This is a genomic window from Microcystis sp. LE19-10.1B (assembly GCF_027530565.1).
GTDB classification, from domain to species: Bacteria; Cyanobacteriota; Cyanobacteriia; order Cyanobacteriales; family Microcystaceae; genus Microcystis; species Microcystis aeruginosa.
On the sequence record NZ_JAPZQM010000046.1, the window covers coordinates 12,890 to 35,620 of the forward strand.

Here is a 22,731-nt window from a genome sequence, read left to right on the forward strand (position 1 = left end):
AGTTTAAATTTCAATTTCATTTTGAACTTGTCCCCTAAAATCATGTCTAAATTTTTCCCAATTCCCAAGCCTATTAAACTCAATCCTCATGTAGAATTAGAGGTTTTTCAATGCCAAAATACCATTTTTCAATTATCCGCTGTAGCTCCTAATGCTAAACTTGAATCCCACCAACATCCTGAAAGTCAAATTGGCATGGTACTCTCAGGAGAACTGGAACTGTATATTAAAGATGTGATTAAACCCTTGAGAGCTTTACAAGATATTCATGTCGCCGATGCTAATGTTTCTCATGGTTTTGTTAATCCTTTGTCCGAAGCGATGATTGGATTTGATCTTAAACGGATTACCTCTTCTTTACCTTCAGAAGACGTTGTATTAACCCTATCAAACAACCAAGATAAAATCACTCATTTACCTTGTCAATCGGTTAAGGGTTCTTGGTTTGAAATCGTGATGATGAAAATCCCGTCTAGTTATTCCATTCCCCCACATCAAGGTCAGCAAGAAGAAATCGGATTTATTTTAAATGGACAATTAGAAATTTTTATAGAAAATGAAGAACAGTGTTTAGAATATGGTCAAATTTATTATGCTCCTTCAAAAGTTTTAAAAAAGGGATATAATTCATCGAATCAAGATATTAATTTGATTAAAATTTTAATTTAGTTTGTTTTAAAATTTTAAGTTTAACCACAAAATGCTAGGACAAAGTTTATGGATTTAGGATTAAAAGATAAAGTGGCTTTGATTACGGGAAGTAGTGCGGGAATTGGGTTTACCATTGCTGAAAAATTAGCAGAAGAAGGCTGTCACTTAATTATTTGTGGTCGCAATTCCCAACGCTTAGAACAAGCTTATCAATCTCTGGTTCAAGCTTATCCTTCCCAACAAATTCTGCGTTTAGTGGCTGATGTCCATCAAGCTCAAGATTCTGAACAATTAATACAAGACTCTTTAAATCAATACGGCAAAATTGACATTTTAGTCAATAATTCTGAAGGAGCTAACTTTGCTGAAAATTTAATTGAAAACCTTTCCGATGAAGATTGGTTAAACGTTTTTCAAGGAAAATTAATGGGTTATATTCGCTTAACCAATTTAGTGTTACCGATTATGAAAAAACAACATTGGGGAAGAATTGTTAATATCATTGGGACATCGGGAAAAGAGCCATCTCCTCGTTTAGTTAAATCGGGTGTTGTCAATGCAGCTTTAATGAATTTTACCAAATCAGTAGCTAGACAAACCGCCCCCTATAATGTTTTAATTAATAGTGTTAACCCCGGCGTTATTGATACCCCTAGACATCGAGAATATTTAGAAATTTATGCCAAAAAGCAAGGAACAACCCCAGATTTAATCCGAGAAGGAATTCTAAAAACAATTCCCATGAATCGAATTGGTACGACTGAAGAATTTGCTAATCTCGTTGTATTTTTAGCTTCAGAATGTGCGAGTTATATAACGGGAATTACTATTCCCATCGATGGTGGTTTATCCTCGTCAGCATTTTAAATTTATATCCATCAAGTAAAAATCAACAACCACAAGGGTCATGAATAGCCAATGTAAATCTCAAATGTTAGACAAATTTGTTCCCTATTATCCGACTAAAGATACTCGTAACTTTCCCATTTTTTCCAGTATTATTAATAAATTTAATATTTGCAGGCTGCAACGCAAATTTAAACAGGAGCTTCAACAACCTTCGGTGATCCTAGTTGATCAAATGGGTAAAGTTGGTTCTGCTAATCCTTATCTTGCTATTAAAAAAACTTTTCCAGAAAAAGCGGTGTATCATGTTCATAATTTAAATCCAGAAATTGTTGCCAAAATTTGGGATAAAATTAATCCTACTAGCGAGGGGGTGGAAAGAACCACAGAGACACAGAGGACACAAAGATCGATCAATCATATTGTAAGTTAAACTTATCACACAGAACCTAGAAGAGCCTTAAAGGTAATTCGTTCTAAGTTTGATTGAAGAAACTCACGCACATTTTTATTTAATCTATTGGGAAAAACAATGGTCACAACTCAACAATCTAGGGTTAGTAAAAAAGATATTGAATCCATTTATCCCCTTTCTCCCATGCAGCAGGGGATGCTATTTCATTCTTTATATAATCCAGAATCAAAGACGTATTTATCACAAATTCAAATCACCTTGCAAGGCAATTTAGATATTAGTGCGTTCCAACAAGCTTGGCAAAAAGTAGTAGATAGACATAGTATTTTACGGACTTGTTTTGCTTGGAAAAAAACCAAACAGCCTTTACAAGTGGTTAGAAAAAATGTCACTTTGCCTTGGTTTAATCAGGATTGGCGATCACATTCTCCCGCCGAACAAGAAACTAAATTTCAGGAATTATTAACCTCTGATAAAGAGCAATATTTTGAATTAGATAAAGTCCCCTTACTTCGATGTCATTTAATTCAAGTCGAAGATCAAAAATATGAATTTATCCATACTGGACATCATATTTTATTAGATGGTTGGGCAACAGCAATTCTGTTGAAAGAAGTTTTCGAGTTTTACGCTGGACTCATCAACTATCGACCCGTCAATTTACCCACACCCCGCCCTTATCAAGACTATATTAATTGGCTACAACAGCAAGATCAAACTGAAGCCGAACGATTTTGGCGAAAAAATCTTCAAGGTTTTACCTCTCCAACTCCATTAGTCGTTGATAAACCGTTAAATCCTCTTGTTACTCAAAGTAAAAATTATCTTGATCAAAAATTAAAACTTTCTCCAGAAATTACCAGTCGTCTGAAATTACTCGCCCAAGAATATCGCCTTACTCTTTCTACCCTAATTCAAGGAGCTTGGGCTTTATTATTACATCATTATAGTAGTGAATCTGATATTGTATTTGGGGCAACCGTTTCGGGACGACCGCCCAATTTTACAGGAATTGAATCGATGGTAGGGATGTTTTTAAATACCTTACCCGTTCGCATCAAAATTGAGCCTCAACTTGAATTATTAACTTGGTTTCAACAATTACAACAAGAGCATTTAGAACGAGAGCAATATAGTTATAGTTCTTTAATTGATATTCAAAAATGGAGTGAAATTCCGTCCCCTCATTCAGTTTTTGAAAGTTTTGTTGTCTTTGAAAATTTACCCTTTAGCGAAAATGATAGTGATAATTTAGGCGGTTTACAAGTCGGTGAAATGCAAGATTATGGCAATGCTGATTATCCCTTAACGGTTATTGTCACCCCTGGAGAAGCCTTAAGTATTAAAATTATTTATCCTCAAGAACGATTTGAAAATGACACCATTGAAAGGATATTAGGTCATTTTAAAACCTTATTAGAAGGAATCGCTATTAATCCCCATCGTCGGATTCAAGACTTACCTGTATTAACGGAAGCTGAACGTCAATTATTATTAATTGAATGGAATCAAACTGCACCCGAAAAACTCCTAAAACAGTGCGTTCATGAATTATTTGAACAACAAACCCTCAAAACCCCTTCAGCCATTGCCGTTGTTTTTCAAGAGCAAGAATTAACCTATCAAGAACTCAATGAGTCTGCCAATCAACTGGCTCATTATTTACGAAAAATTGGGGTGAGTTCTCAATCTTTGGTCGGGATTTGTTTAGAACGGTCTGTTAATATGGTAATTGCCGTTTTAGCAGTGTTAAAAGTAGGCGGTGTTTGTGTTCCTCTAGACCCAACCTATCCTCAAGAAAGACTTTCTTACATCCTGCAAGACACCCAAATCAAAACCTTATTAACCCAAAAAGATTGTCAATCTCTTTTAAACAGTGAAACCATTTCTCAACGGATTTTATTGGATGAACAAGGGTCAGAAATTGCCTTAGAACCCAAGACTAATCTTGACAACCCCGTGAGTTTAAAGGATTTGGCCTATATTATTTATAGTTCAGGATCTACGGGTGTGCCAAAAGGGATTATGATCCTGCATCAATCCTTAACGAATATTATTGAGCATCATCAGGCGAAAATGTCACCGGAGAGAAATTTCTTACAATTTGCTCCCTTCAATTTCGATGTTAGCTATCACGAAATGTTTGCAGCCTGGTGTTTAGGGGGAAGCTTATTTATTGTTCCAGAAGATGCCCGCTTAGACCTTGCTAAAATAAGTCAATTATTGGCAAATAACCCCATTCATAAAGCGATTTTGCCCGTTACTTTGTTACAACAATTAATTGAAACCTATAGTGAGGAAACCTACTTATTTGCTAACTTGCGTGAAATTATTTCAGCTGGAGAGCAATTACAAATTACCCCAGCGATGATTTCTGCATTCAAGAAACTCGAACATTGTACGCTTTACAATTTTTATGGACCCACAGAAGCGGATATCGTTACCAGTTATACCTTTGACCCTAATCCTGAGCTTTGGCCGAAGTATATTCCCATTGGTAAACCCGCGATTAATGTGCAAGTTTATATTTTAAATTCTCATCTTCAACCTGTACCCATCGGAGTCACTGGCGAGTTATATGTTGCGGGTGGCGGTTTAGCGCGGGGTTATTTCAACAATCCCCAATTAACCAAAGAAAAATTTATTGCTAATCCCTTTAGCGATAATTCATTGCTGTATAAAACTGGAGATTTAGCTCGTTATTTACCCAATGGAGACATTGAATATTTAGGAAGAATTGATGATGTGGTCAAAGTTAGAGGTTATAGAATTGAATTAGGGGAAGTAGAAACTATTTTAAATCAACATCCTCAAATTGCCCAAGCCATTGCTACAGTTCAGGGAGAAACCGCCAGAGAAAAATATTTAGCCGCTTATTTTATTCCCCGTCCAGGTGAAACCGTAAACCAAGTTGAATTACGTCATTTCCTTGAAAACTGGCTACCCGATTATATGATTCCCTCTGCTTTTGTGGTGATGGAATCTTTTCAACTCAGTCCTAACGGTAAAGTTGATCGAAAAGTCTTACCAATACCCGATAAAAACCCCTTATCGTTAACTCAAAATTATGTCGCTCCTCGAACTGCAATTGAAGAAGTTTTAGCGGTAATTTGGGCAGAAATTTTAGAAGTCGAACGAGTTGGGATTGAAGACGATTTCTTTCTGTTAGGTGGGCATTCTTTAAAAGCAATTCAACTGATTAGTAAAATCCGTCAAACCTTAAAAATTGAAGTTTCTGTGCGTCAACTTTTTAATCACTCAACCATCAGCCAATTAACTCCAGTCATGATTGAATTAGTGGGGAATGAAGGGTTACTAAATGAAATTGCCGTAACGGTTCAAGAAATTTCTAGACTTTCACCAGAAGAAGTTCAAGCTTTATTATCTCAAAACTAAAAAAAATAAGTCAACCACTTCTGAATTATTAATTACAAATGAAAAACAACTCTCAAGATCAACAAAAATTACTCAAGCTCCTGCTTCAAAAAAAAGGTATTAGTTTTAAAAAAGTAAATACTATACCTAAACGCCAATCATCCAACTCTGAATTAATTCCTATCTCTTTAACTCAGTTAGAACTTTGGTTTTTTGCTCAATTTTATCCAGAAAATTGTATTTATAACTTGCCTTGTATTTATCGCATTGAAGGCTTGCTTAATGTTCCTGCACTAGAGGAAAGCTTAAGAGAAATTGTCAAACGTCATGAAAGTTTGCGGACAACTTTTACTTGTATAGATGGAAAAGTGTTCCAAAAAATTACAGATGATCCAGTTTTTGATTTTTCAATTCTTGACCTACAAAGACTTAGTGAACTGGAGCAAAAAAAAGAAACCAAAAGATTGTTATCAGCAGAAATTAACCGATCTTTTGATTTAGAAAAAGATTCATTATTTCGCAGTAAAATTATAAAATTTGCTGAAAATAACTATCTGTTAATTATGACAATCCATCATATTATTGCTGATGGTTGGTCTTTGAATATTTTGACTAAAGAGCTAGGCATTCTTTATGAAGCTTTTTGTCTGAATAAACCTTCACCTTTGCCTGAATTACCGATTCAATATGGTAACTTTTCTCTGTGGCAATGGCAATCAATAAAAGATAATTCATGGCAATCTCATCTGAATTTTTGGAAGAAACATATAGGGATTAACCCACCCATTTTAAAACTTCCTACTGATTACCCACGCACAACGGCTCAACCTGTTGAAGCAGCTATTCATCATTTCCTTATTTTCCAAAACTTAACAGACGAATTAAAGTCATTAAGTCATCAAGAAAAAGCGACTTTATATATGACTTTATTAGCCGCCTTAAAAATATTACTCTTTTACTATACACAACAGACAGAAATTATTATTGGTGGAGTTGCGGCTAATCGTAACCAACCCGAAACACAAGATTTAATCGGACTTATGGTTCAGTTTCTCCCCTTATATACTCATGTAGAAGGTCAAGCCAATTTTCGAGACTTGCTGCATCAAGTAAAAGAGATGAGTTTAGAGTTTGATGCTTATCAAGAAATTCCTTTTATCACGTTAGTGGAAAAATTAAAACCCATTAGGGATACTCAATATGCTTTGTTTCATCAAGTCATTTTCCTTTTCCAGAATGCTCCTAAACAAGATTTAAAATTCATCAATCTGACAGTCACAGACGAGTTATTAAAAATGGATATAGAACCCCATAGTGCCGAAAATGATTTAACTATATCCCTTGAAGAAACTGAGCAAGGTATGAGAGGTGCTTTCGTGTACAAAGCTGATTTATTTACGGCTGAAACTATTACTCAAATGGGACAATATTTTCAGCAGTTATTGAAGAATATTGTCACTGATCCTAATAAAACCATTTCTGATCTATGTCCTTTCTCTGAATCCGTCTCTTTCTCAGACAATACTTCCCCCTTGTCTTTATCAATCAATGAAATTAAATCTAATGACTTACCCCATAATCTAACTAGAGAAACCATGGTCAATATCTGGCAAGAAGTTTTAGAATTAGAAGAAATTAGTGTTAATGATAACTTTTTTGACCTTGGGGGGGATTCTCAAAAAGTTATTCAGGTAATTGATAAAATCGGTAAAATTCTTAAAATTAATTGTACTTTGCGTGATTTTTTTGAAAATCTCACTGTAGCACGTCTAATCACAACCTTTAAAAATAAATGAGTTTAAGCGTATTTCCCTAGCTTTAAAAATGGTATAATTACAAAAAAAATACAGAAAAAAATGACAAATCATCTCTTTGATTTAACAGGTAAAGTTGCAATTATCACGGGTGCTGCCCGAGGAATTGGTCGGGTATTAGCGCAAGGATTAGCACAAGCTGGAGCTAAGGTAGTAATTGGTGATATTAATCAAGTTGGTGCTGAACAAACGGTTCAACTGATTCAAGAAGCAGGAGGCGAGGCCATCGCAATTGAGACCGATGTTCGTCAACGTCAAGCTTGTCAGAATTTAATTAACCAGGCGGTTGCTAATTATGGTCAACTCGATATTATGGTCTGTAATGCAGGAGTTGAAATTCTCAAAAACACTGATGAATTAGAGGAATTTGAATGGGATCAGGTTATTAATGTTGACTTAAAAGGTTATTTTAATTGCGCTCAACTAGCAACCAAACAAATGATCAAACAAGGAACAAAGGGATCAATTATTATGAATTCTTCTATCTGTGCTTTCGTTGCTGTTCCCAAATCTTCAGGAGCATATAGCGCCGCAAAAGGTGGTGTCAATCAATTAGTAAAATCCCTAGCGGTCGAATTAGCTAGTCACAAAATTCGAGTCAATGCTTTTGCACCGGGGTATATGAATAATATGATGGAAGGAACAGAAGGTTTACGTTCAACTTCCGATGAAATGGACGAATTATATACTAGAATTCCCATGAAACGAACCGGAGATTTAGAAGAGTTAATTGGCCCTGTCGTGTTTTTAGCGTCCGCAGCTTCCTCTTATGTAACTGGAGCAATTTTAATGGTAGATGGAGGTTATACTGCTATTTAGCATCAATAATTAAACAATTTTTAGGTTGATTTATATCGATCAAACCAACCTAAAATCACTGAATTAATCCTATTTAACCCATGTCAAAAATGAACCATAACTCTCAAGACAAACAGAAATTACTCAAGCTGTTACTACAAAAAAAAGGAATCGGTGTAAAAACAAATACGATACCTTCTAGGAATCCATCTCAACTTGTACCGCTTTCTTTTTCTCAAGAACGACTTTGGTTTTTGTACCAATTAGAAGCTAACGGCTATACCTATAATATGGCGTTTCGCTTTCAAATTGAAGGGAATTTGGATATTGATATCTTTAGAAAAGCTTTAGAAACTATTATGCAACGTCATGAATTGTTGCGAACTTGTTTTCAAGAAGTTGACGAAATTCCCCGACAAATTATTAAACCGAAAATTCAGTTAAATTTGCCTTTAGTGGATTTACAGTCCTTATCTTCTAGGGAACAAACTCAAGAATTAGAGCGATTAACTGAACAAGAAATTTATACTCCCTTTGACTTAACCCAAGCTCCTTTAATGCGGACTTTTTTGGTTAAATTAAAAGCTGACTCTTATCTTTTATTTTTGAGTTTACACCATTCTATTTTTGATGGCTGGTCAATGAAAGTTTTACTACAAGAACTTTCTCATTTATATGAAGCTTTTTTACAAAAACAATCTAATCCTTTACCCGATTTACCTATTCAATATGGTGATTTTGCCGTTTGGCAAAGACAACAGTTACAAGGAGATAAACTCACCCAGGAAGTTAATTATTGGCAACAACAATTAACCGGAATTCCACCCTTATTAGAAATTCCCACTGATCATCCTCGTCCTCCCATACAAACGTTTAAAGGCAATAATTGTACATTTAAAATAAGTCCAGAATTAAGCCAAAACCTGAAAAATATTAGCCAAACGTCAACCGCTACTTTGAATATGACGCTGTTAACGGCGTTTAATGTTTTATTATATCGCTATAGCCGTCAAGAAGATATTGTGATTGGGATTCCCAGTGGCAATCGACATTTTCCTGAAATTGAACCCTTAATTGGTTGCTTTGTTAATACCTTACCCATTCGGACTCAGTTTAAAGAAAATCTCTCATTTCAAGCTTTATTAAATCAAGTTAAACAAGCATTTTTAGAAGCTTATGAACATCAAGATTTACCCTTAGAAAAGGTGGTGGAAGTGGTAAATCCTGAACGAAATATAAGTTATAGTCCTTTATTTCAAGTGATGTTTTCTTGGGAAGATATGCTGCACATTAATCATTTTTCGATGGCGGATTTAAAATTAACTCCCGTTACGATGAATGCTTTAATTGCTCAATTTGATTTAACCTTAGCCATGCAAGAAACGGCGGAGGGTTTAGTCGGCTCTTTTGATTATAATTGCGCGTTGTTTAATCAAGACACGATTGAACGCATGATTACCCACTTTCAAACCTTGTTAGAAGGAATTGCCATTAATCCTGAACAATCGATTGAATTATTACCTATTTTACCTTTATCAGAACAAAAGTTATTAGCTCAATGGAATCAGACTAATATTGCTGAAAATCCAAAGGTTTGTATTCATGAATTATTTGAACATCAAGTTTTAAAAAATCCAAATGGGATCGCAATAGAATGGTGCAGGGAAAAAATCACCTATCAAGACTTAAATCATCGTGCCAATCAATTAGCTCATTATCTCCAATCTAAGGGGGTTAAAGTTGAATCGTTAGTGGGAATTTGTTTAGAACAATCTGTATCTATTATTATCAGTTTTTTGGCAATTCTTAAAGTGGGTGGTACTTATCTTGTTCTAGCTCCCAATTATCCCCAAGAGCGTTTAAACTATATCTTAAATGATGCTCAAGTCTCGGTATTAATCACTCAAAATACCTTCGTTAATTTATTCCGTGATCATCAAGCAGAAGTGGTTTGTCTGGATACTGAAGAAAGCTCAATTGCTAGTCAAAGCAAAAACAATTTAGTTAACCCTATTCAGCCAAATAATTTAGCTTATATTATTTATACCTCTGGTTCAACAGGCACTCCTAAAGGGGTTATGATTGAACATCAAAGTTTAGTTAATCATAGTTTAGGAATCATTAAAGTCTATGATTTAACAAGTCGTGATCGAATTTTACAATTTGCTTCTTTTACCTTTGATGTAGCTGCTGAAGAAATTTATCCAACTTTTTTAACGGGTGCAACTTTAGTTATGCGTCCTGCATTAATGTTCCCTTCTTTAGCTGATTTTACTCAATTTATTCAGCAAAAGTGTTTAACAGTCATTAATCTTCCGGCTACTTATTGGCATGAATGGGTATTAGATTTATCTCAAACTTTAATAACCTTACCTGAAACCCTACGCTTAGTGATTACAGGAAGTGAAGAAGTATTACCAGAGCGATTAATATTATGGCAAAAAATACTATCAAATAGTCAACGAGAAGATATCACTTGGTTGAATGCTTATGGTCCGACAGAAGCGACGATAACCAGCACAGTTTTTAATCCCAATTTCATTCATAAAATTGCTCAAATTCATTCTGTTGCCATTGGTAAACCGATTACAAATACACAGGTTTATATTTGTGATCGCTATTTGCAACAAGTCCCCATTGGAATACCAGGAGAACTGTTAATTGGAGGTTTAGGTTTGGCCAAAGGTTATCTCAATCGCGATGATTTAACCCGTGAAAAATTTATTACTCATGCTTTTAATTCATCAGAATATCAACGTTTCTATAAAACTGGAGATTTAGCTCGTTATTTACCCGATGGAAATATAGAGTTTTTAGGACGCATTGATAATCAAGTTAAAATTCGAGGGTTTCGTATTGAAATTGGCGAAATTGAAGCCGTATTAACTGAATACCCAGATGTCCGAGCGACGGCGGTAATTGTTCGAGAAGATCAAACAAATAATAAACAATTAGTGGCTTATATTGTGACAAAATATCCATCCATTGATCCTGCAAAATTGCGGAGTTTTCTTAAACAGAAATTACCAGATTATATGATTCCAGCTTTCTTTGTACAGCTTCAAGAATTGCCCTTAATGAGCAGTGGGAAAATTGATCGTAACGCTTTACCCGCACCCACCGAAAGTCAGTATCAAAAAACGATGATTACACCCCGAACAGCTACGGAAAAAATTGTTGCTGAGATTTGGCAAGATGTTTTAGGGTTAAAGCAAATTAGTATTTTCGATAATTTCTTTGACTTAGGTGGTCATTCTTTAAAAGCTGCCCAAGTGATTTCTCGACTGCGAGAACAATTAGCTATTAATATTCCTTTAAACAATCTTTTTTCAGAACCGACGGTAGCAGGATTATCCTCTAATTTAGACTTGAATTTATCTGATACAATTGAGAGTGATCAAATCCCAGATTGGCAAGTCGAAATTGCCCTAGATCCCACCATTCAACCGCCGAATATTCTGACTTTCTTTCCTCAGAAACCTGCTGATATTTTGCTAACAGGAGCTACGGGTTTTCTCGGAATTCATTTATTAGCTGAATTGTTGGACAAAACAGAAGCTAATATTCATTGTTTAATTCGAGACAAAAGTTTAGAACAAGCTCAAGCGAAAATTTACCAGAAATTAAAAACCTTTCAATTATGGGATGAACAGAAAAGCTCTCGTATTATTCCTGTTATTGGTGATTTATCCCAAAAACGTTTAGGAATGTGTGAACCTGATTTTCTGGAATTAGCCAATCAAATTGATGTGATTTATCATAATGGAGCTTGGGTTAATGCAATTTATCCCTATTCAATACTGAAACCCACTAATGTTTTAGGAACAGCAGAAATCTTGAGATTAGCCTGCTTAATTAAAACCAAACCTGTCCATTTTGTCTCGACGATTTCTGTTTTTTCCCCCAGTTATGCTCAAGGAAACTTAATTCAAGAATCTGATCCCCTGGGTATAAATCATGGACTCAATGCCGGTTATACTCAAAGTAAATGGGTCGCTGAAAAATTAATCATGGAAGCTGGAAAACGGGGACTTCCGATGACAATTTTCAGAGCATCTCGAATTATTGGACATAGTAAAACTGGAATTTGTAATAGAGAAGATTTGTTTTGTCGTATGATTAAAGGCTGTATTCAATTAGGAATGATTCCTGATTTTGGCGATAGTACAGAAGACCTCACTCCTGTGGATTATGTGAGTGGTGCAATTATACATTTAGCCAGTCAAGAAAGCTCTTTAGGGAAAGCATTTCATTTGTTGAATTCTCACCCAACCTTAAATCGTGACTTATTTGATTGTGTTCGGGAAATGGGTTATCCGTTGCAGTTGGTTTCTTTTGAAAAATGGCGATCACATTTAACAGAACAATGTAAAATTAATACAGATAATGCTTTATCTCCGGTGTTAGATAATTTTTCAGATGAAAATTTATCCGCAGGTTATCCCCCCCAGTTTGATGCTCAAAATACGGTAATGGGGTTAAAGGGTACAGCCTTTAATTTTCCAAAAATTGATGACAGATTGTTAAAAACTTATTTTGAATATTTTACTAAAATTGGGTTTTTAACACAATAAATGATCGATTTCATCACACTCCATAAGCTGAATTGCACAGCTTATCTCATACCCAGATTCAAAATATCCAGAGCATCAATTCTAAGAGGGAAATGTTATGTTTAACTTAAAACATAAATTATATTTATTAATTTCAAAATTCTTAGAAGAACAAGAACGAATCGAAAAACGTAAACAACTTTCCGAAAATGCCACGGTTCACAGTTCCGTAAAATTTATCGGAAAGTGTGAAAATTATAGGGTAGATAAAAGTTTAATTACTATCGGAGAAAATACCATAATATTAGGTGAATTGTTTTTATTTACCCATGATGGAAAAATAGAAATCGGTAAAAATTGTTATATTGGTGAGAAAACTGGAATTAGATCAGCAAATTCTATCAAAATTGGCAATGAAGTTATAATTGCCGATGATGTCAATATTTATGATACCGATGCTCATTCATTAAATTATGTTTTAAGACAGAAATAATTTGTGGAAGTCGTCATTTTAAATAATCTGATTAAGGATGCTAAATATCTTGATATAAAATCTGCACCAGTGGTGATAGAAGATCATGTTTGGATTGGATTTAATGTTGCGATTCTTAAAAGGGTTACGATTGGGAAAGGAGCAATTATTGGAGCAGGTTCGGTGGTGACACAAGATGTAGAACCTTTTACTGTTGTTGCTGGTAATCCTGCCAAAATTATCAAACGATTATGAATCTGCTCCAATGCCTAAACAATAGGTTAATATTGATTACTGATATGTAAAAAATCTAGAAAATAGTAGTAATAGAATTTCTGATAACAATGCAGATTTTTATGGTATGCTGAATTAATGTCTAACTCAAGAGATAGACATTCAAAGTTATAATGTCACCATTTTAGCCCAAGGAGAATCCTATGAATGTTGCAGAAAAAACCTCAGATAGTATAAATCTCAAAGAAGATACCCGAACTTTCAATCAATCTCTTCAAGAATTTTTAAGATTTATTCAAGTTTATTGGTATCCGAAAGAACACCAGGATAGAGCTTTTTCGCAGATTATTCGTTCCTGGGGAATGCTCGTTTTATTGTTTTTATTATTAGTGGGATTAGTAGGTCTTAATGCGTTTAATAGTTTTGTTTTTAGAGACTTAATTACCTTCACAGAAGCTAGGGATGTAGAAAAATTAACTCATCTTGTCATTATTTATGGGATTACCCTAGGCAGCATGACGTTTTTCGGAGGATTGTCCAAGTTTCTTAAACAACTAATTGCGCTGGATTGGTATCAATGGATCAATAGTAGTATCTTGCAAAAATATTTTAAAAATCGTGCTTATTATCAAATCAATTTTAAAGGAGATATTGAAAATCCAGATCAACGTTTATCCCAAGAAATTCAACCCATCACCAGAACAACGATGGACTTTTTAACAACCTGTGTTGAAAAAGTTATGGAGATGCTGGTTTTTATTGTCATCCTTTGGTCAATTTCTAAAACCATTTCTATAGTGCTGCTGGTTTATACGATTATTGGAAATATTCTTGCTACCTATATTACTCAACAATTAAATAAAGTCAGTAAACAACAATTAGAAACCGAAGGAACCTATAAATACGCCATTACTCATGTTCGGACTCACGCCGAATCAATTGCATTTTTTAGAGGGGAAGAAAAAGAGTTAAATATTATTCAAAGGAAGTTCAATCAGGTGATTAAAATTATAATTGAAAAAATTAATTGGGAAAGAAACCAAGAATTTTTTAACCGCGGCTATGAATCCATGGTTCAAATCTTCCCCTTCTTAATTGTTTCCCCATTATATATTAGTGGTGAAATTGAGTTTGGACAAGTTAATCAAGCCAGCTATTGTTGCTATTTCTTTTCCACAGCCTTATCCGTGTTAGTGGATGAATTTGGACGCTCCGGTGAGTTTATTAATTATATTGAACGTTTAGAAGAGTTTTACCAAGCTTTAGAGGGTGTAAGCGAACAAACCAACCCAGTTAATACCATTAAAGTCATTGAAGATAACAATCTAGCTTTTGATGATGTCACCTTACAAACTCCCGATGCCGCTAAAGTGATTGTCGAACATTTATCCCTATCCGTTGAACCAGGGAAAGGTTTATTAATTGTTGGGCCAAGTGGTCGAGGAAAAAGTTCTCTTTTACGCGCTATTTCTGGGTTATGGAATACAGGGACAGGTCATTTGGTGCGACCTCCCCTCGACGATTTATTATTTTTACCCCAACGTCCTTATATCATTTTAGGAAACTTGCGTGAACAGCTAATTTATCCTCAAACGACAACGGAGATGAGTGAATCCCAATTAAAAGAAATCTTACAAGAAGTTAACCTGCAAGATGTTCTTAATCGCATCAAAAATTTTGATGAGGAAGTGGATTGGGAAAATATTTTATCCTTAGGAGAACAACAACGTCTAGCCTTTGCGCGACTATTCGTTAATCAGCCAGATTTTGTGATTTTAGATGAAGCCACCAGTGCTTTAGATTTAAAAAATGAAGATCATTTATATAAACAGTTACAACAAACTGGAAAGACCTTTATTAGTGTCGGACATCGAGAAAGTTTGTTTAACTACCATCAAAAGGTTTTGGAACTTTCCGAGGATTCTACTTGGCGTTTAATGAGAATGGAAGACTATCATCCATCAGCAGCGATTGCAACTCATTCTAACAATGCCAAAACCGTTGATGAAACGATAGAAATTGTCTCTGAAATGAACAATCAAGACAATTTTACCCATCAAGAAATGCAAAAACTGACCAACTATAGCTTAAGTACGATCAAAAATAAAGCCAGTCGAGGTCAAACGATTATTGCCAATGATGGCATGAGCTATCGTTATGACAAAACCCTTGATATTGCCAAATGGGTGAGAGTTTAGCTTCTCAAGGAGCTTCGATTGAACTTAAAAAGGTATCTTGCCGCAGTTCGGGAACCTTCAAAGAAGATTCTCGACCGATTACATTGTTCGCCAATTCCGAGTTGAATTGGCGAATTAAAAGCCGCCAGGACTTAAATAACTGGGATTTTCCTGTAGGGAAGTATCGAAGGGATTGGGTAAATCTTGGGTGCGAATTAAAGGCCCAGACTGTTGCTGTTGCATGACATCATAGTATAAAGTTTCGGTTAATTTGGCATCCCGGGTAATCATATTATCGAAATAGGAACCTTGGGGAAAAGTACGCCAACCAAAAAGAGAGTTGAACTGTCCTAAAATGTTGGTGTAGTCGTAGAAACGACCCGTATTGTTATTAACAGCGCGGTTAAACAAACCGGGAATATTATTAAATCCCACCGCCGTATCGGGAGAGGGGACAAGTTGCAATTGTTGGGTTTTTACCGGTGCAGGATTGGTGGCGGGTGAACTTTCGGCGATCGCGCTAGGCGGACTCAACCAGACTAAACCGGTGAAACAAAACAGGGAAGGAAGTAAAAATTGAGCGCGCATGGCTAAAAATCTCCTCACAGGGATAGGGTTAATTAAAAAATCGCGTCAATGGGATGAGAAAGAAATCAATACTAGCGATCGAGTCAATATATAATGACTTTTGGCTTAATTGTAACCGAAATTTTGGAGTCAGTCAGGCTCCCAATCCTGAAAATATGGCTAATTCCTCGGTAGCGAATCTCGATACTGCTTCCCTGCGTCAATTTCTCCTCGATGCTCTTGTCCGTCTTGCCTATGGAGAGGGGGATTTCACCCTGTCTTCAGGACAAAAAAGCAGCTACTATATCAACGGCAAACAAGTTACCCTCACTGCTGAGGGAGCTTTAGCCGTGGGGCGTTTATTGCTGTCGCTACTGCCTCCAGATACCCAAGCGGTGGCAGGATTAACCCTAGGGGCGGATCCGATTGTCAGCGCCGTTATTGTGGTATCTGCCTACGAAAATCGTCCGATTCCAGCTTTAATTGTCCGCAAAGAGGCAAAAGGTCACGGAACCATGGCTTATATCGAGGGGCCGATTTTAAACCCGGGTGCCGCGGTGGTTGTCCTCGAAGACGTGGTGACAACGGGCAAAAGTGCCATGGTAGCGGTAGAAAGATTACGCGATGCCGGTTATCAAGTAGATTTAATCATTGCTTTGGTGGATAGAGAGCAAGGAGGGGCGGAATTTTACCAATCTCAGGGAATAAAGTTTCAAGCTTTGTTTTCGATTCGGGATCTACAGGCGGCTTATCATAATAAATAGGGTTTGCGGCAAAAAGTTTTTCCTGGTGGCAGGGTGTGGGGTGTGGGGTGTGGGGTTTTACCAGTTTTGAGGTGGCCAATTACCTAATTTTCAGGGAAAAAGTCCCGGAATTTTCCCCCTGATCACTCCCATGCCTGGTACTTTTTGATTGACAAAAAGTCTAAAAGTCTTACCCAACAAGGTTTTTAGATTTTTTCAGCCTACCCTAAATAGCGGGGAGTGGCCAGAAACGCTCGATAACTGGGTTTTAACAGTCGGTAAAACTTATCGCACAAGGGACTGGAGAGCTGCTTTAACTGCCTAAACGGTAAGTTATCTAGATTTTTTTCCTGTGAATAATTGGTCACTAGCTGAGGTTGTCGGCGCTAAGAAACAGCTGGGAACATTGATAGATTCAGAGTCTAACTATTGACTAATACCTATTCTCGGCGGGGGAATCAAGATTGCTTGACTCTCTTGGCTGCTAATGAGTTGAAGCCTTTGTCACTTTACTGATAACCCTCAGACCGACTAACTGTATACTAGGCTATAAGATTTGCTTAAAAATCTTCAGACCATGCCGAACTATCGACAGTACAGCGATCGCCAAATATGAATCAAGGCATAGATTTACAAGAAAGTTTCATTAAATCCCTAACAGACCTGGGATTAAGTGGAGGACTGGCTAAAGCGATTTGGATGCCTTTACCCATGTTCCTGATGATTATAGCCGCCACGGTGGGGGTTTTAGTCTGCGTCTGGTTAGAAAGAAAAATTTCCGCCGCCGTCCAACAGCGTATCGGGCCGGAATACGCAGGCCCCTTGGGCGTTTTACAACCGGTCGCCGACGGTCTGAAATTAGTCTTTAAAGAAGATGTCGTCCCCGCTAAGGCTGACCCTTGGTTATTCCTCTTCGGGCCGATTTTGGTGGTGATGCCGGTGTTTGTCTCCTATCTCATCGTCCCCTTCGGTCAAAATCTGGTGATTACTGACCTAAACGTAGGTATCTTTTTATGGATTTCCTTGTCCAGTATTGCCCCCATTGGCTTATTAATGGCGGGTTATGCCTCGAATAATAAGTATTCCTTGCTGGGAGGCCTGCGGGCGGCGGCGCAATCGATTAGTTATGAAATTCCTTTGGCTTTATCGGTATTAGCGATCGCGATGATGTCTAATAGTCTCAGTACCATTGATATTGTCGAACAACAATCCGGTTATGGCATTTTAGGCTGGAATATCTGGCGCCAACCGGTGGGTTTTCTGATTTTCTGGATTGCCGCTTTAGCTGAGTGTGAACGTCTGCCTTTCGATTTACCGGAAGCGGAGGAGGAATTAGTCGCCGGTTATCAAACCGAATACGCGGGGATGAAATTCGCTCTCTTTTATGTGGGTTCCTACGTTAACCTCGTGCTGTCGGCCCTAGTTTTCGCCGTCCTCTATCTTGGCGGTTGGGAATTTCCTATCCCCGTCAATGCTTTGGCCGGCTGGTTGGGAGTGAGTGAAACCAATCCTTGGCTACAAATTATCACCGCTTCCCTAGGGATTACGATGACAGTATTAAAGGCCTATTTCCTCATCTTCATCGCTATTCTCTTGCGTTGGACCGTACCCCGGGTTCGCATTGACCAATTACTCGATTTAGGCTGGAAATTCCTCCTACCAGTATCTTTAGTTAACCTACTACTTACCGCCGCCCTAAAACTAGCTTTTCCCTTTGCTTTTGGCGGTTAATTCCCGTTTTTGCCCTGTTAACCTACTACCCCTCTGACCATCATGTTTAACATCCTCAAACAAGTCAGCGATTACGCCAAAGGTAGCATTCAAGCGGCGAAATACATCGGCGAAGGTTTATCCGTTACCTTTGATCATATGCGTCGTCGTCCGATTACCGTCCAATATCCCTACGAAAAGTTAATTCCCTCGGAACGTTATCGGGGTAGAATTCACTTTGAGTTCGATAAATGTATCGCTTGTGAAGTTTGTGTGCGAGTTTGTCCGATTAATTTACCGGTAGTGGATTGGACTTTTAACAAGGAAATTAAAAAGAAAGAACTCAAACACTACAGTATCGATTTTGGGGTCTGTATTTTCTGCGGCAATTGTGTGGAATACTGTCCGACTAATTGCCTATCGATGACCGAAGAATACGAACTAGCGACCTATGATCGTCATGAATTAAACTATGATAACGTCGCCCTAGGCCGTTTACCCTACAAAGTCACCCAAGACCCGATGGTGACACCTCTGAGGGAATTAGGTTATCTGCCTAAAGGTGTCATCGAACCCCACGATTTACCCGCCGGTAGTCAACGCGCCGGTAAACGTCCAGAAGAAATTACCGATTAATTAGCAGTTAGGGGGCTCCGAGACAGCTTTTTCTCCCCAATCCCCCCCGCAACGCGCACGCAGTGACCACCCCATCACCCAATCCCTCACTGATAACTAATAATTAATAACTCTCAAGCATAAAAGGAGATGAAACTACTGTGAATTTAGCCGAGGGCGTTCAAATAGTATCTTTTGGCATTTTAGCAGCCCTGGTAATCGGGACAGCTTTAGGCGTGGTACTATTATCTAATATCGTTTATTCCGCCTTTTTATTGGGTGGTGTTTTTATCAGCATTTCCGGTTTATATCTCTTACTAAATGCTGATTTTGTAGCGGCGGCACAAATTCTAATTTATGTGGGCGCAATTAACGTTTTAATTCTCTTTGCCATTATGCTTGTTAACAAGCAAGAGGACTTTTCTGATATTCCTAAACGTTGGATTCGTCGGGCATCTACTGCTTTAGTTTGTGTGGGTTTATTTGTCCTGTTATCGACCATGGTTTTAATCACGCCTTGGTCAATTTCTAGCACTTCTCCCGCAGTAGTGACTAATACTTTAGTAGAAATCGGTAAGCATTTCTTTAGTGATTTCTTGCTACCCTTTGAATTAGCTTCCGTGCTATTATTAATGGCCATGGTCGGAGCAATTATTTTAGCTCGTCGTGACCTTATCCCCACCCTGAAAGCTGAAGAACCTACGGCCACAGCCTTAACATTACCCGAACGACCTAGAGAATTAACCGCCCCTAAATAAGACCAAAGAAAGAGGTATCATGCAGATTCAGTTAGAGTATTATTTGTTATTAGCGGCGGCTTTATTTTGTATCGGAATTTATGGTTTAGTCACCAGTCGCAATGCCGTCCGGGTTTTAATGTCGATCGAATTGATGCTCAATTCCGTTAACATTAACTTAATGGGTTTTTCCAACTATCTTGACCCCGCTAATATCCGAGGCCAAATTTTTACTATTTTCGTGATTACCGTAGCGGCAGCCGAGGCAGCCGTGGGTTTAGCGATTATCCTGACTATCTATCGTAACCGCGACACGATCGATATGGAACAGTTTAACCTGCTCAAATGGTAAGGTTTTAAATAGGGTTTGCTGAATAAATCTAAAAACCTTGTTGGATAAGGTTTTTAAACTTTTTTTCCCTCAAAAAGTGCCGACCATTGGGGTGAACCCCACACCCCACACCCCACACCCCACACCCTGTCCCCACGAAAAACTTTTTCAGCAAACCCTAAATATTTCCCCCCCCTCTCTCCCTTTTTTGGGGAGAGTTTTTTTTGGTTAATTTTTCCCTGTTAACGAGGATAAATCTCAGTAACAACTCGATCGGGGGAGCTACTGGTAACAACAATGTTATTATCTTCTAAAGTGCCGATCGCTTTATCGCCAGTAAGATTAAATTTTGGTTCCTGTTGTTCATAGATAATATTCCCCTCGGCCTCGACAATTTTTTCCGACATTTTCCAAGTTAAAATCTGACTATACAATTGCGCCCCAGTTTTCTGATTAATTCCCTTAACCCCATCCTTGAGATAAGCGATACGATTGCCTAATTCCACCACCACACGATTACCAGTAATAGTGATTTGATCTTGATATTGAAAAATTTCCGTGGGGCGATCGGAAGTTAGGGTACGATTTTGATAGTTCCAAATTGCCTGAGAACCAGAAATCTGTAAAGGTGGTTCTAAAGAGCGATATTCGAGGTTTTCTTGCAGGATAACCTGATTATTTTTTCTTTCCCAACGACCGCCGATAGCAGTAAGGCGATCGATAATAGTTTTATCAATATAGCGATCAAAAGCGACTTTTTGATCGGTACTAATGACCTGTTGAGGAATTTCCCAGTACAGGCGCTCGGTTTGCAGGACGACACGAGATTCCTTGGCGGTAGCCACCACTTGACCTTGTAATTCTAGTTTTTCTTGGCGCGTGTCGTAGCGTCCTTGGCGGGCCTTGGCTTCTAGTTGTAGATGACTACCTTTGATCCCTTTGGAGGAGATTAAAATACCCTCCTTAGGTAGCCAACGCAATTCAGGCGCGTTAATAATGGCTTTATTGCGGGGATCTACAGCCACAATATTATCTTTGAGGAGAATTTCCTGTCCTTCCTTGTAAACTTCCCCTCGGTCAGCACTAACCTGTAAAACTACTTTCCCATCTTGATAGATATTACCCTTGATATTTTCCAGACGGGCAATTTTTTGGTCTTGGGTGTAGGTAGCTTTTTTGACTTGAATTTTCCAAAGGGGTTGTCCCGAAGGGTTAGCCTGTTCTAAGGTGGCATTATTGAGAATTAAGCGGCCAGTTTCTTCAATTTTAGGCGATTCTGTCGGCGAAATTTTCGGCGGATCGGGAGGTTGACAGGCCGTTAATCCCAGCAAACCGATGAGAAGGGCAGCCCCGCGCCCAATTGATAGTTTTAATTGTAACCGCTGCCTCAATTTCGATCGCTCCGCTGCTATTTTCTCTCCTCCCAGTTTAGGGTAAGGGGTCGCCCCTTGACCGGTTGAAAGTAGTTTAATCGCTAGTTTTGCTGGGAAAAACCCCCGGTTGAACGGTGAGAGTTTGTTGTTTACCCCTGCGGTTAATCTCGATTTCCAGATTACCACCGATCGCACTGGTTTCTACACCTTGCTGCACATCCGAAGCGGTTTTAACGGGGTTTCCTGCCACAGTTTCGATGATATCACCCGCTTGCATTCCGGCTTTTTGAGCGGGGGAATTTTCCACCACTCGCAGGACGATTACCCCTTCATTTTGGTCAATATTAAAGTTTAATTCTTTAGTTTCGTTCAATTGCTGCCGTAATTCTGGGTTTAGCGTCACCATCTGGATACCGATGTAGGGATGTTCCGCTTTACCCTTGCTAGATAGCTGTCCCGCCACTTTTTGGGCGGTTTCGATGGGAATAGCAAACCCTAAACCCTGGGCATCGGCCCGAATTGCCGTATTAATGCCGATAACTTCCCCCTTGGCGTTCAGCAACGGGCCGCCGGAATTGCCGGGGTTAATAGCGGCATCGGTTTGGATAAAACGAACCCGTTTATCGGGAACCCCCACTTCGCTGCTAGTCCGGCCCAAGGCGCTAATAATGCCCACCGTAACAGTATTATCTAAGCCTAGGGGATTGCCAATTGCGATCGCCCACTCTCCGGGGGTTAAAGTTTCGGCCTTGCCAAAAGTCACCGTCGGTAAATTTTTCGCCTCGATTTTCACCAGGGCCACATCGGTCATATTGTCAACCCCCAGGACTTTACCCTGATAGGTTTGACCGTTTTTCAGAGTCACTTTTACTTGGGTTGTCCCTTCCACCACATGGGCATTAGTCAAAAGTAGTCCATCTGTACTAACAATAAACCCAGAACCGGTTCCCCGTTCCAAATGCTCCCTGGGAATCGGCACTTCATTACCAAAAAAGCGCCGAAAAAAGGGCTGTTTAAATTCTTCGGGAATTTGGTCGGCCACTTCCCGGGCCGAGTCAATCCGCACCACCGCCGGCCCGACTTTCTGCACGGCCTGGGCGATAAAATTAACATTGCCGTCGTTTTGGGGAATAACAGGGAGAGAGAGGGAAGCGGGGAGGATTGCCGGCGGTTTATTTACCTCTAGGGGCGCTTTTCTGCTTAAATACTGATTTCCTAGCACACCCACAGTACCACCTAGGGCGATTAATCCCAGTGAAATCCCCAATCTTGTCAATAAACCCATAAGCTCTAGCCCTAAAATGTCGTGTGCGGTAGAAT

At 38.3% G+C, this 22,731-nt stretch carries 17 protein-coding genes and 1 pseudogene; 15 read left to right on the forward strand and 3 right to left on the reverse strand.

The genetic code is table 11. The features are described from left to right. Nucleotides 1-42: 42 nt before the first annotated feature. From O9332_RS01675 to O9332_RS01720, 9 genes and pseudogenes are all read left to right on the forward strand, one after another. Nucleotides 43-669, forward strand: coding sequence for a cupin domain-containing protein (locus tag O9332_RS01675; protein WP_002762084.1), 627 nt, complete (start codon nucleotides 43-45; stop codon nucleotides 667-669). A 48-nt stretch (nucleotides 670-717) separates the two neighbouring features. Beyond that, on the forward strand, nucleotides 718-1,518 hold the full coding sequence (locus O9332_RS01680) for an SDR family oxidoreductase (RefSeq protein ID WP_288023395.1): 801 nt from the start codon (nucleotides 718-720) through the stop codon (nucleotides 1,516-1,518). A 40-nt stretch (nucleotides 1,519-1,558) separates the two neighbouring features. Further along, a complete protein-coding gene (locus O9332_RS01685; RefSeq protein ID WP_288023397.1) occupies nucleotides 1,559-1,930 on the forward strand; it encodes a capsular polysaccharide biosynthesis protein in 372 nt (123 codons plus the stop codon). Nucleotides 1,931-2,029: 99 nt separating this feature from the next. Beyond that, nucleotides 2,030-5,308 carry a non-ribosomal peptide synthetase gene (locus O9332_RS01690; protein ID WP_288023399.1) on the forward strand — a complete coding sequence of 1,093 codons (3,279 nt, stop codon included), beginning with the start codon at nucleotides 2,030-2,032 and terminating at the stop codon, nucleotides 5,306-5,308. A gap of 38 nt (nucleotides 5,309-5,346) precedes the next feature. Then, nucleotides 5,347-7,083: a condensation domain-containing protein gene (locus O9332_RS01695; protein ID WP_288023401.1), complete on the forward strand. Its 1,737-nt coding sequence runs from the start codon at nucleotides 5,347-5,349 to the stop codon at nucleotides 7,081-7,083. Between the two features lie 60 nt (nucleotides 7,084-7,143). Next, nucleotides 7,144-7,920, forward strand: coding sequence for an SDR family NAD(P)-dependent oxidoreductase (locus tag O9332_RS01700; RefSeq protein WP_288023403.1), 777 nt, complete (start codon nucleotides 7,144-7,146; stop codon nucleotides 7,918-7,920). 80 nt (nucleotides 7,921-8,000) lie between these two features. Then, nucleotides 8,001-12,473 (forward strand): non-ribosomal peptide synthetase family protein, encoded by a 4,473-nt coding sequence (locus O9332_RS01705; RefSeq protein ID WP_288121999.1) that lies wholly within the window; start codon nucleotides 8,001-8,003, stop codon nucleotides 12,471-12,473. A 97-nt stretch (nucleotides 12,474-12,570) separates the two neighbouring features. After that, nucleotides 12,571-13,179 (forward strand): annotated as a pseudogene (locus O9332_RS28280) (acyltransferase). 182 nt (nucleotides 13,180-13,361) lie between these two features. After that, nucleotides 13,362-15,356 carry an ABC transporter ATP-binding protein/permease gene (locus O9332_RS01720; protein WP_002762095.1) on the forward strand — a complete coding sequence of 665 codons (1,995 nt, stop codon included), beginning with the start codon at nucleotides 13,362-13,364 and terminating at the stop codon, nucleotides 15,354-15,356. 114 nt (nucleotides 15,357-15,470) lie between these two features. Here O9332_RS01720 and O9332_RS01725 read toward each other — a convergent pair whose 3' ends face one another. Continuing rightward, nucleotides 15,471-15,923 (reverse strand): hypothetical protein, encoded by a 453-nt coding sequence (locus O9332_RS01725; RefSeq protein WP_002762096.1) that lies wholly within the window; start codon nucleotides 15,921-15,923, stop codon nucleotides 15,471-15,473. Between the two features lie 53 nt (nucleotides 15,924-15,976). On the opposite strand from O9332_RS01725, the gene pyrE reads away from it, so the two are divergent. The 6 genes from pyrE (at nucleotide 15,977) to O9332_RS01755 (ending at nucleotide 20,270) form a co-directional block, all read left to right on the forward strand. Then, a complete protein-coding gene (gene pyrE, locus O9332_RS01730; RefSeq protein ID WP_002762097.1) occupies nucleotides 15,977-16,666 on the forward strand; it encodes an orotate phosphoribosyltransferase in 690 nt (229 codons plus the stop codon). 591 nt (nucleotides 16,667-17,257) lie between these two features. After that, nucleotides 17,258-18,376: an NADH-quinone oxidoreductase subunit NuoH gene (gene nuoH, locus O9332_RS01735; RefSeq protein WP_002762098.1), complete on the forward strand. Its 1,119-nt coding sequence runs from the start codon at nucleotides 17,258-17,260 to the stop codon at nucleotides 18,374-18,376. Nucleotides 18,377-18,418: 42 nt separating this feature from the next. After that, nucleotides 18,419-18,991 carry an NAD(P)H-quinone oxidoreductase subunit I gene (gene ndhI, locus O9332_RS01740; RefSeq protein WP_002733194.1) on the forward strand — a complete coding sequence of 191 codons (573 nt, stop codon included), beginning with the start codon at nucleotides 18,419-18,421 and terminating at the stop codon, nucleotides 18,989-18,991. A gap of 140 nt (nucleotides 18,992-19,131) precedes the next feature. After that, nucleotides 19,132-19,728, forward strand: a complete 597-nt coding sequence (locus O9332_RS01745) for an NADH-quinone oxidoreductase subunit J (protein ID WP_002762100.1) — start codon at nucleotides 19,132-19,134, stop codon at nucleotides 19,726-19,728. 25 nt (nucleotides 19,729-19,753) lie between these two features. Beyond that, nucleotides 19,754-20,059, forward strand: a complete 306-nt coding sequence (nuoK, locus tag O9332_RS01750) for an NADH-quinone oxidoreductase subunit NuoK (RefSeq protein ID WP_197533180.1) — start codon at nucleotides 19,754-19,756, stop codon at nucleotides 20,057-20,059. 40 nt (nucleotides 20,060-20,099) lie between these two features. Further along, nucleotides 20,100-20,270 (forward strand): hypothetical protein, encoded by a 171-nt coding sequence (locus O9332_RS01755; RefSeq protein WP_288023409.1) that lies wholly within the window; start codon nucleotides 20,100-20,102, stop codon nucleotides 20,268-20,270. A gap of 10 nt (nucleotides 20,271-20,280) precedes the next feature. Here the strand turns inward: O9332_RS01755 and lptC are convergent, their stop codons facing one another. Continuing rightward, nucleotides 20,281-21,429, reverse strand: a complete 1,149-nt coding sequence (gene lptC, locus O9332_RS01760) for an LPS export ABC transporter periplasmic protein LptC (protein ID WP_061432410.1) — start codon at nucleotides 21,427-21,429, stop codon at nucleotides 20,281-20,283. 76 nt (nucleotides 21,430-21,505) lie between these two features. Continuing rightward, nucleotides 21,506-22,696 (reverse strand): HhoA/HhoB/HtrA family serine endopeptidase, encoded by a 1,191-nt coding sequence (locus O9332_RS01765; protein WP_288023411.1) that lies wholly within the window; start codon nucleotides 22,694-22,696, stop codon nucleotides 21,506-21,508. Between the last annotated feature and the right edge of the window lie 35 nt (nucleotides 22,697-22,731).

Coding starts and splice junctions, on each gene's coding strand:
- O9332_RS01675 (WP_002762084.1), top strand. CDS start 43: ATGTCTAAATTTTTCCCAATTCCCAAGCCTATTAAACTCAATCCTCAT.
- O9332_RS01680 (WP_288023395.1), top strand. CDS start 718: ATGGATTTAGGATTAAAAGATAAAGTGGCTTTGATTACGGGAAGTAGT.
- O9332_RS01685 (WP_288023397.1), top strand. CDS start 1,559: ATGAATAGCCAATGTAAATCTCAAATGTTAGACAAATTTGTTCCCTAT.
- O9332_RS01690 (WP_288023399.1), top strand. CDS start 2,030: ATGGTCACAACTCAACAATCTAGGGTTAGTAAAAAAGATATTGAATCC.
- O9332_RS01695 (WP_288023401.1), top strand. CDS start 5,347: ATGAAAAACAACTCTCAAGATCAACAAAAATTACTCAAGCTCCTGCTT.
- O9332_RS01700 (WP_288023403.1), top strand. CDS start 7,144: ATGACAAATCATCTCTTTGATTTAACAGGTAAAGTTGCAATTATCACG.
- O9332_RS01705 (WP_288121999.1), top strand. CDS start 8,001: ATGTCAAAAATGAACCATAACTCTCAAGACAAACAGAAATTACTCAAG.
- O9332_RS01720 (WP_002762095.1), top strand. CDS start 13,362: ATGAATGTTGCAGAAAAAACCTCAGATAGTATAAATCTCAAAGAAGAT.
- O9332_RS01725 (WP_002762096.1), bottom strand. CDS start 15,923: ATGCGCGCTCAATTTTTACTTCCTTCCCTGTTTTGTTTCACCGGTTTA.
- pyrE (WP_002762097.1), top strand. CDS start 15,977: ATGAGAAAGAAATCAATACTAGCGATCGAGTCAATATATAATGACTTT.
- nuoH (WP_002762098.1), top strand. CDS start 17,258: ATGAATCAAGGCATAGATTTACAAGAAAGTTTCATTAAATCCCTAACA.
- ndhI (WP_002733194.1), top strand. CDS start 18,419: ATGTTTAACATCCTCAAACAAGTCAGCGATTACGCCAAAGGTAGCATT.
- O9332_RS01765 (WP_288023411.1), bottom strand. CDS start 22,696: ATGGGTTTATTGACAAGATTGGGGATTTCACTGGGATTAATCGCCCTA.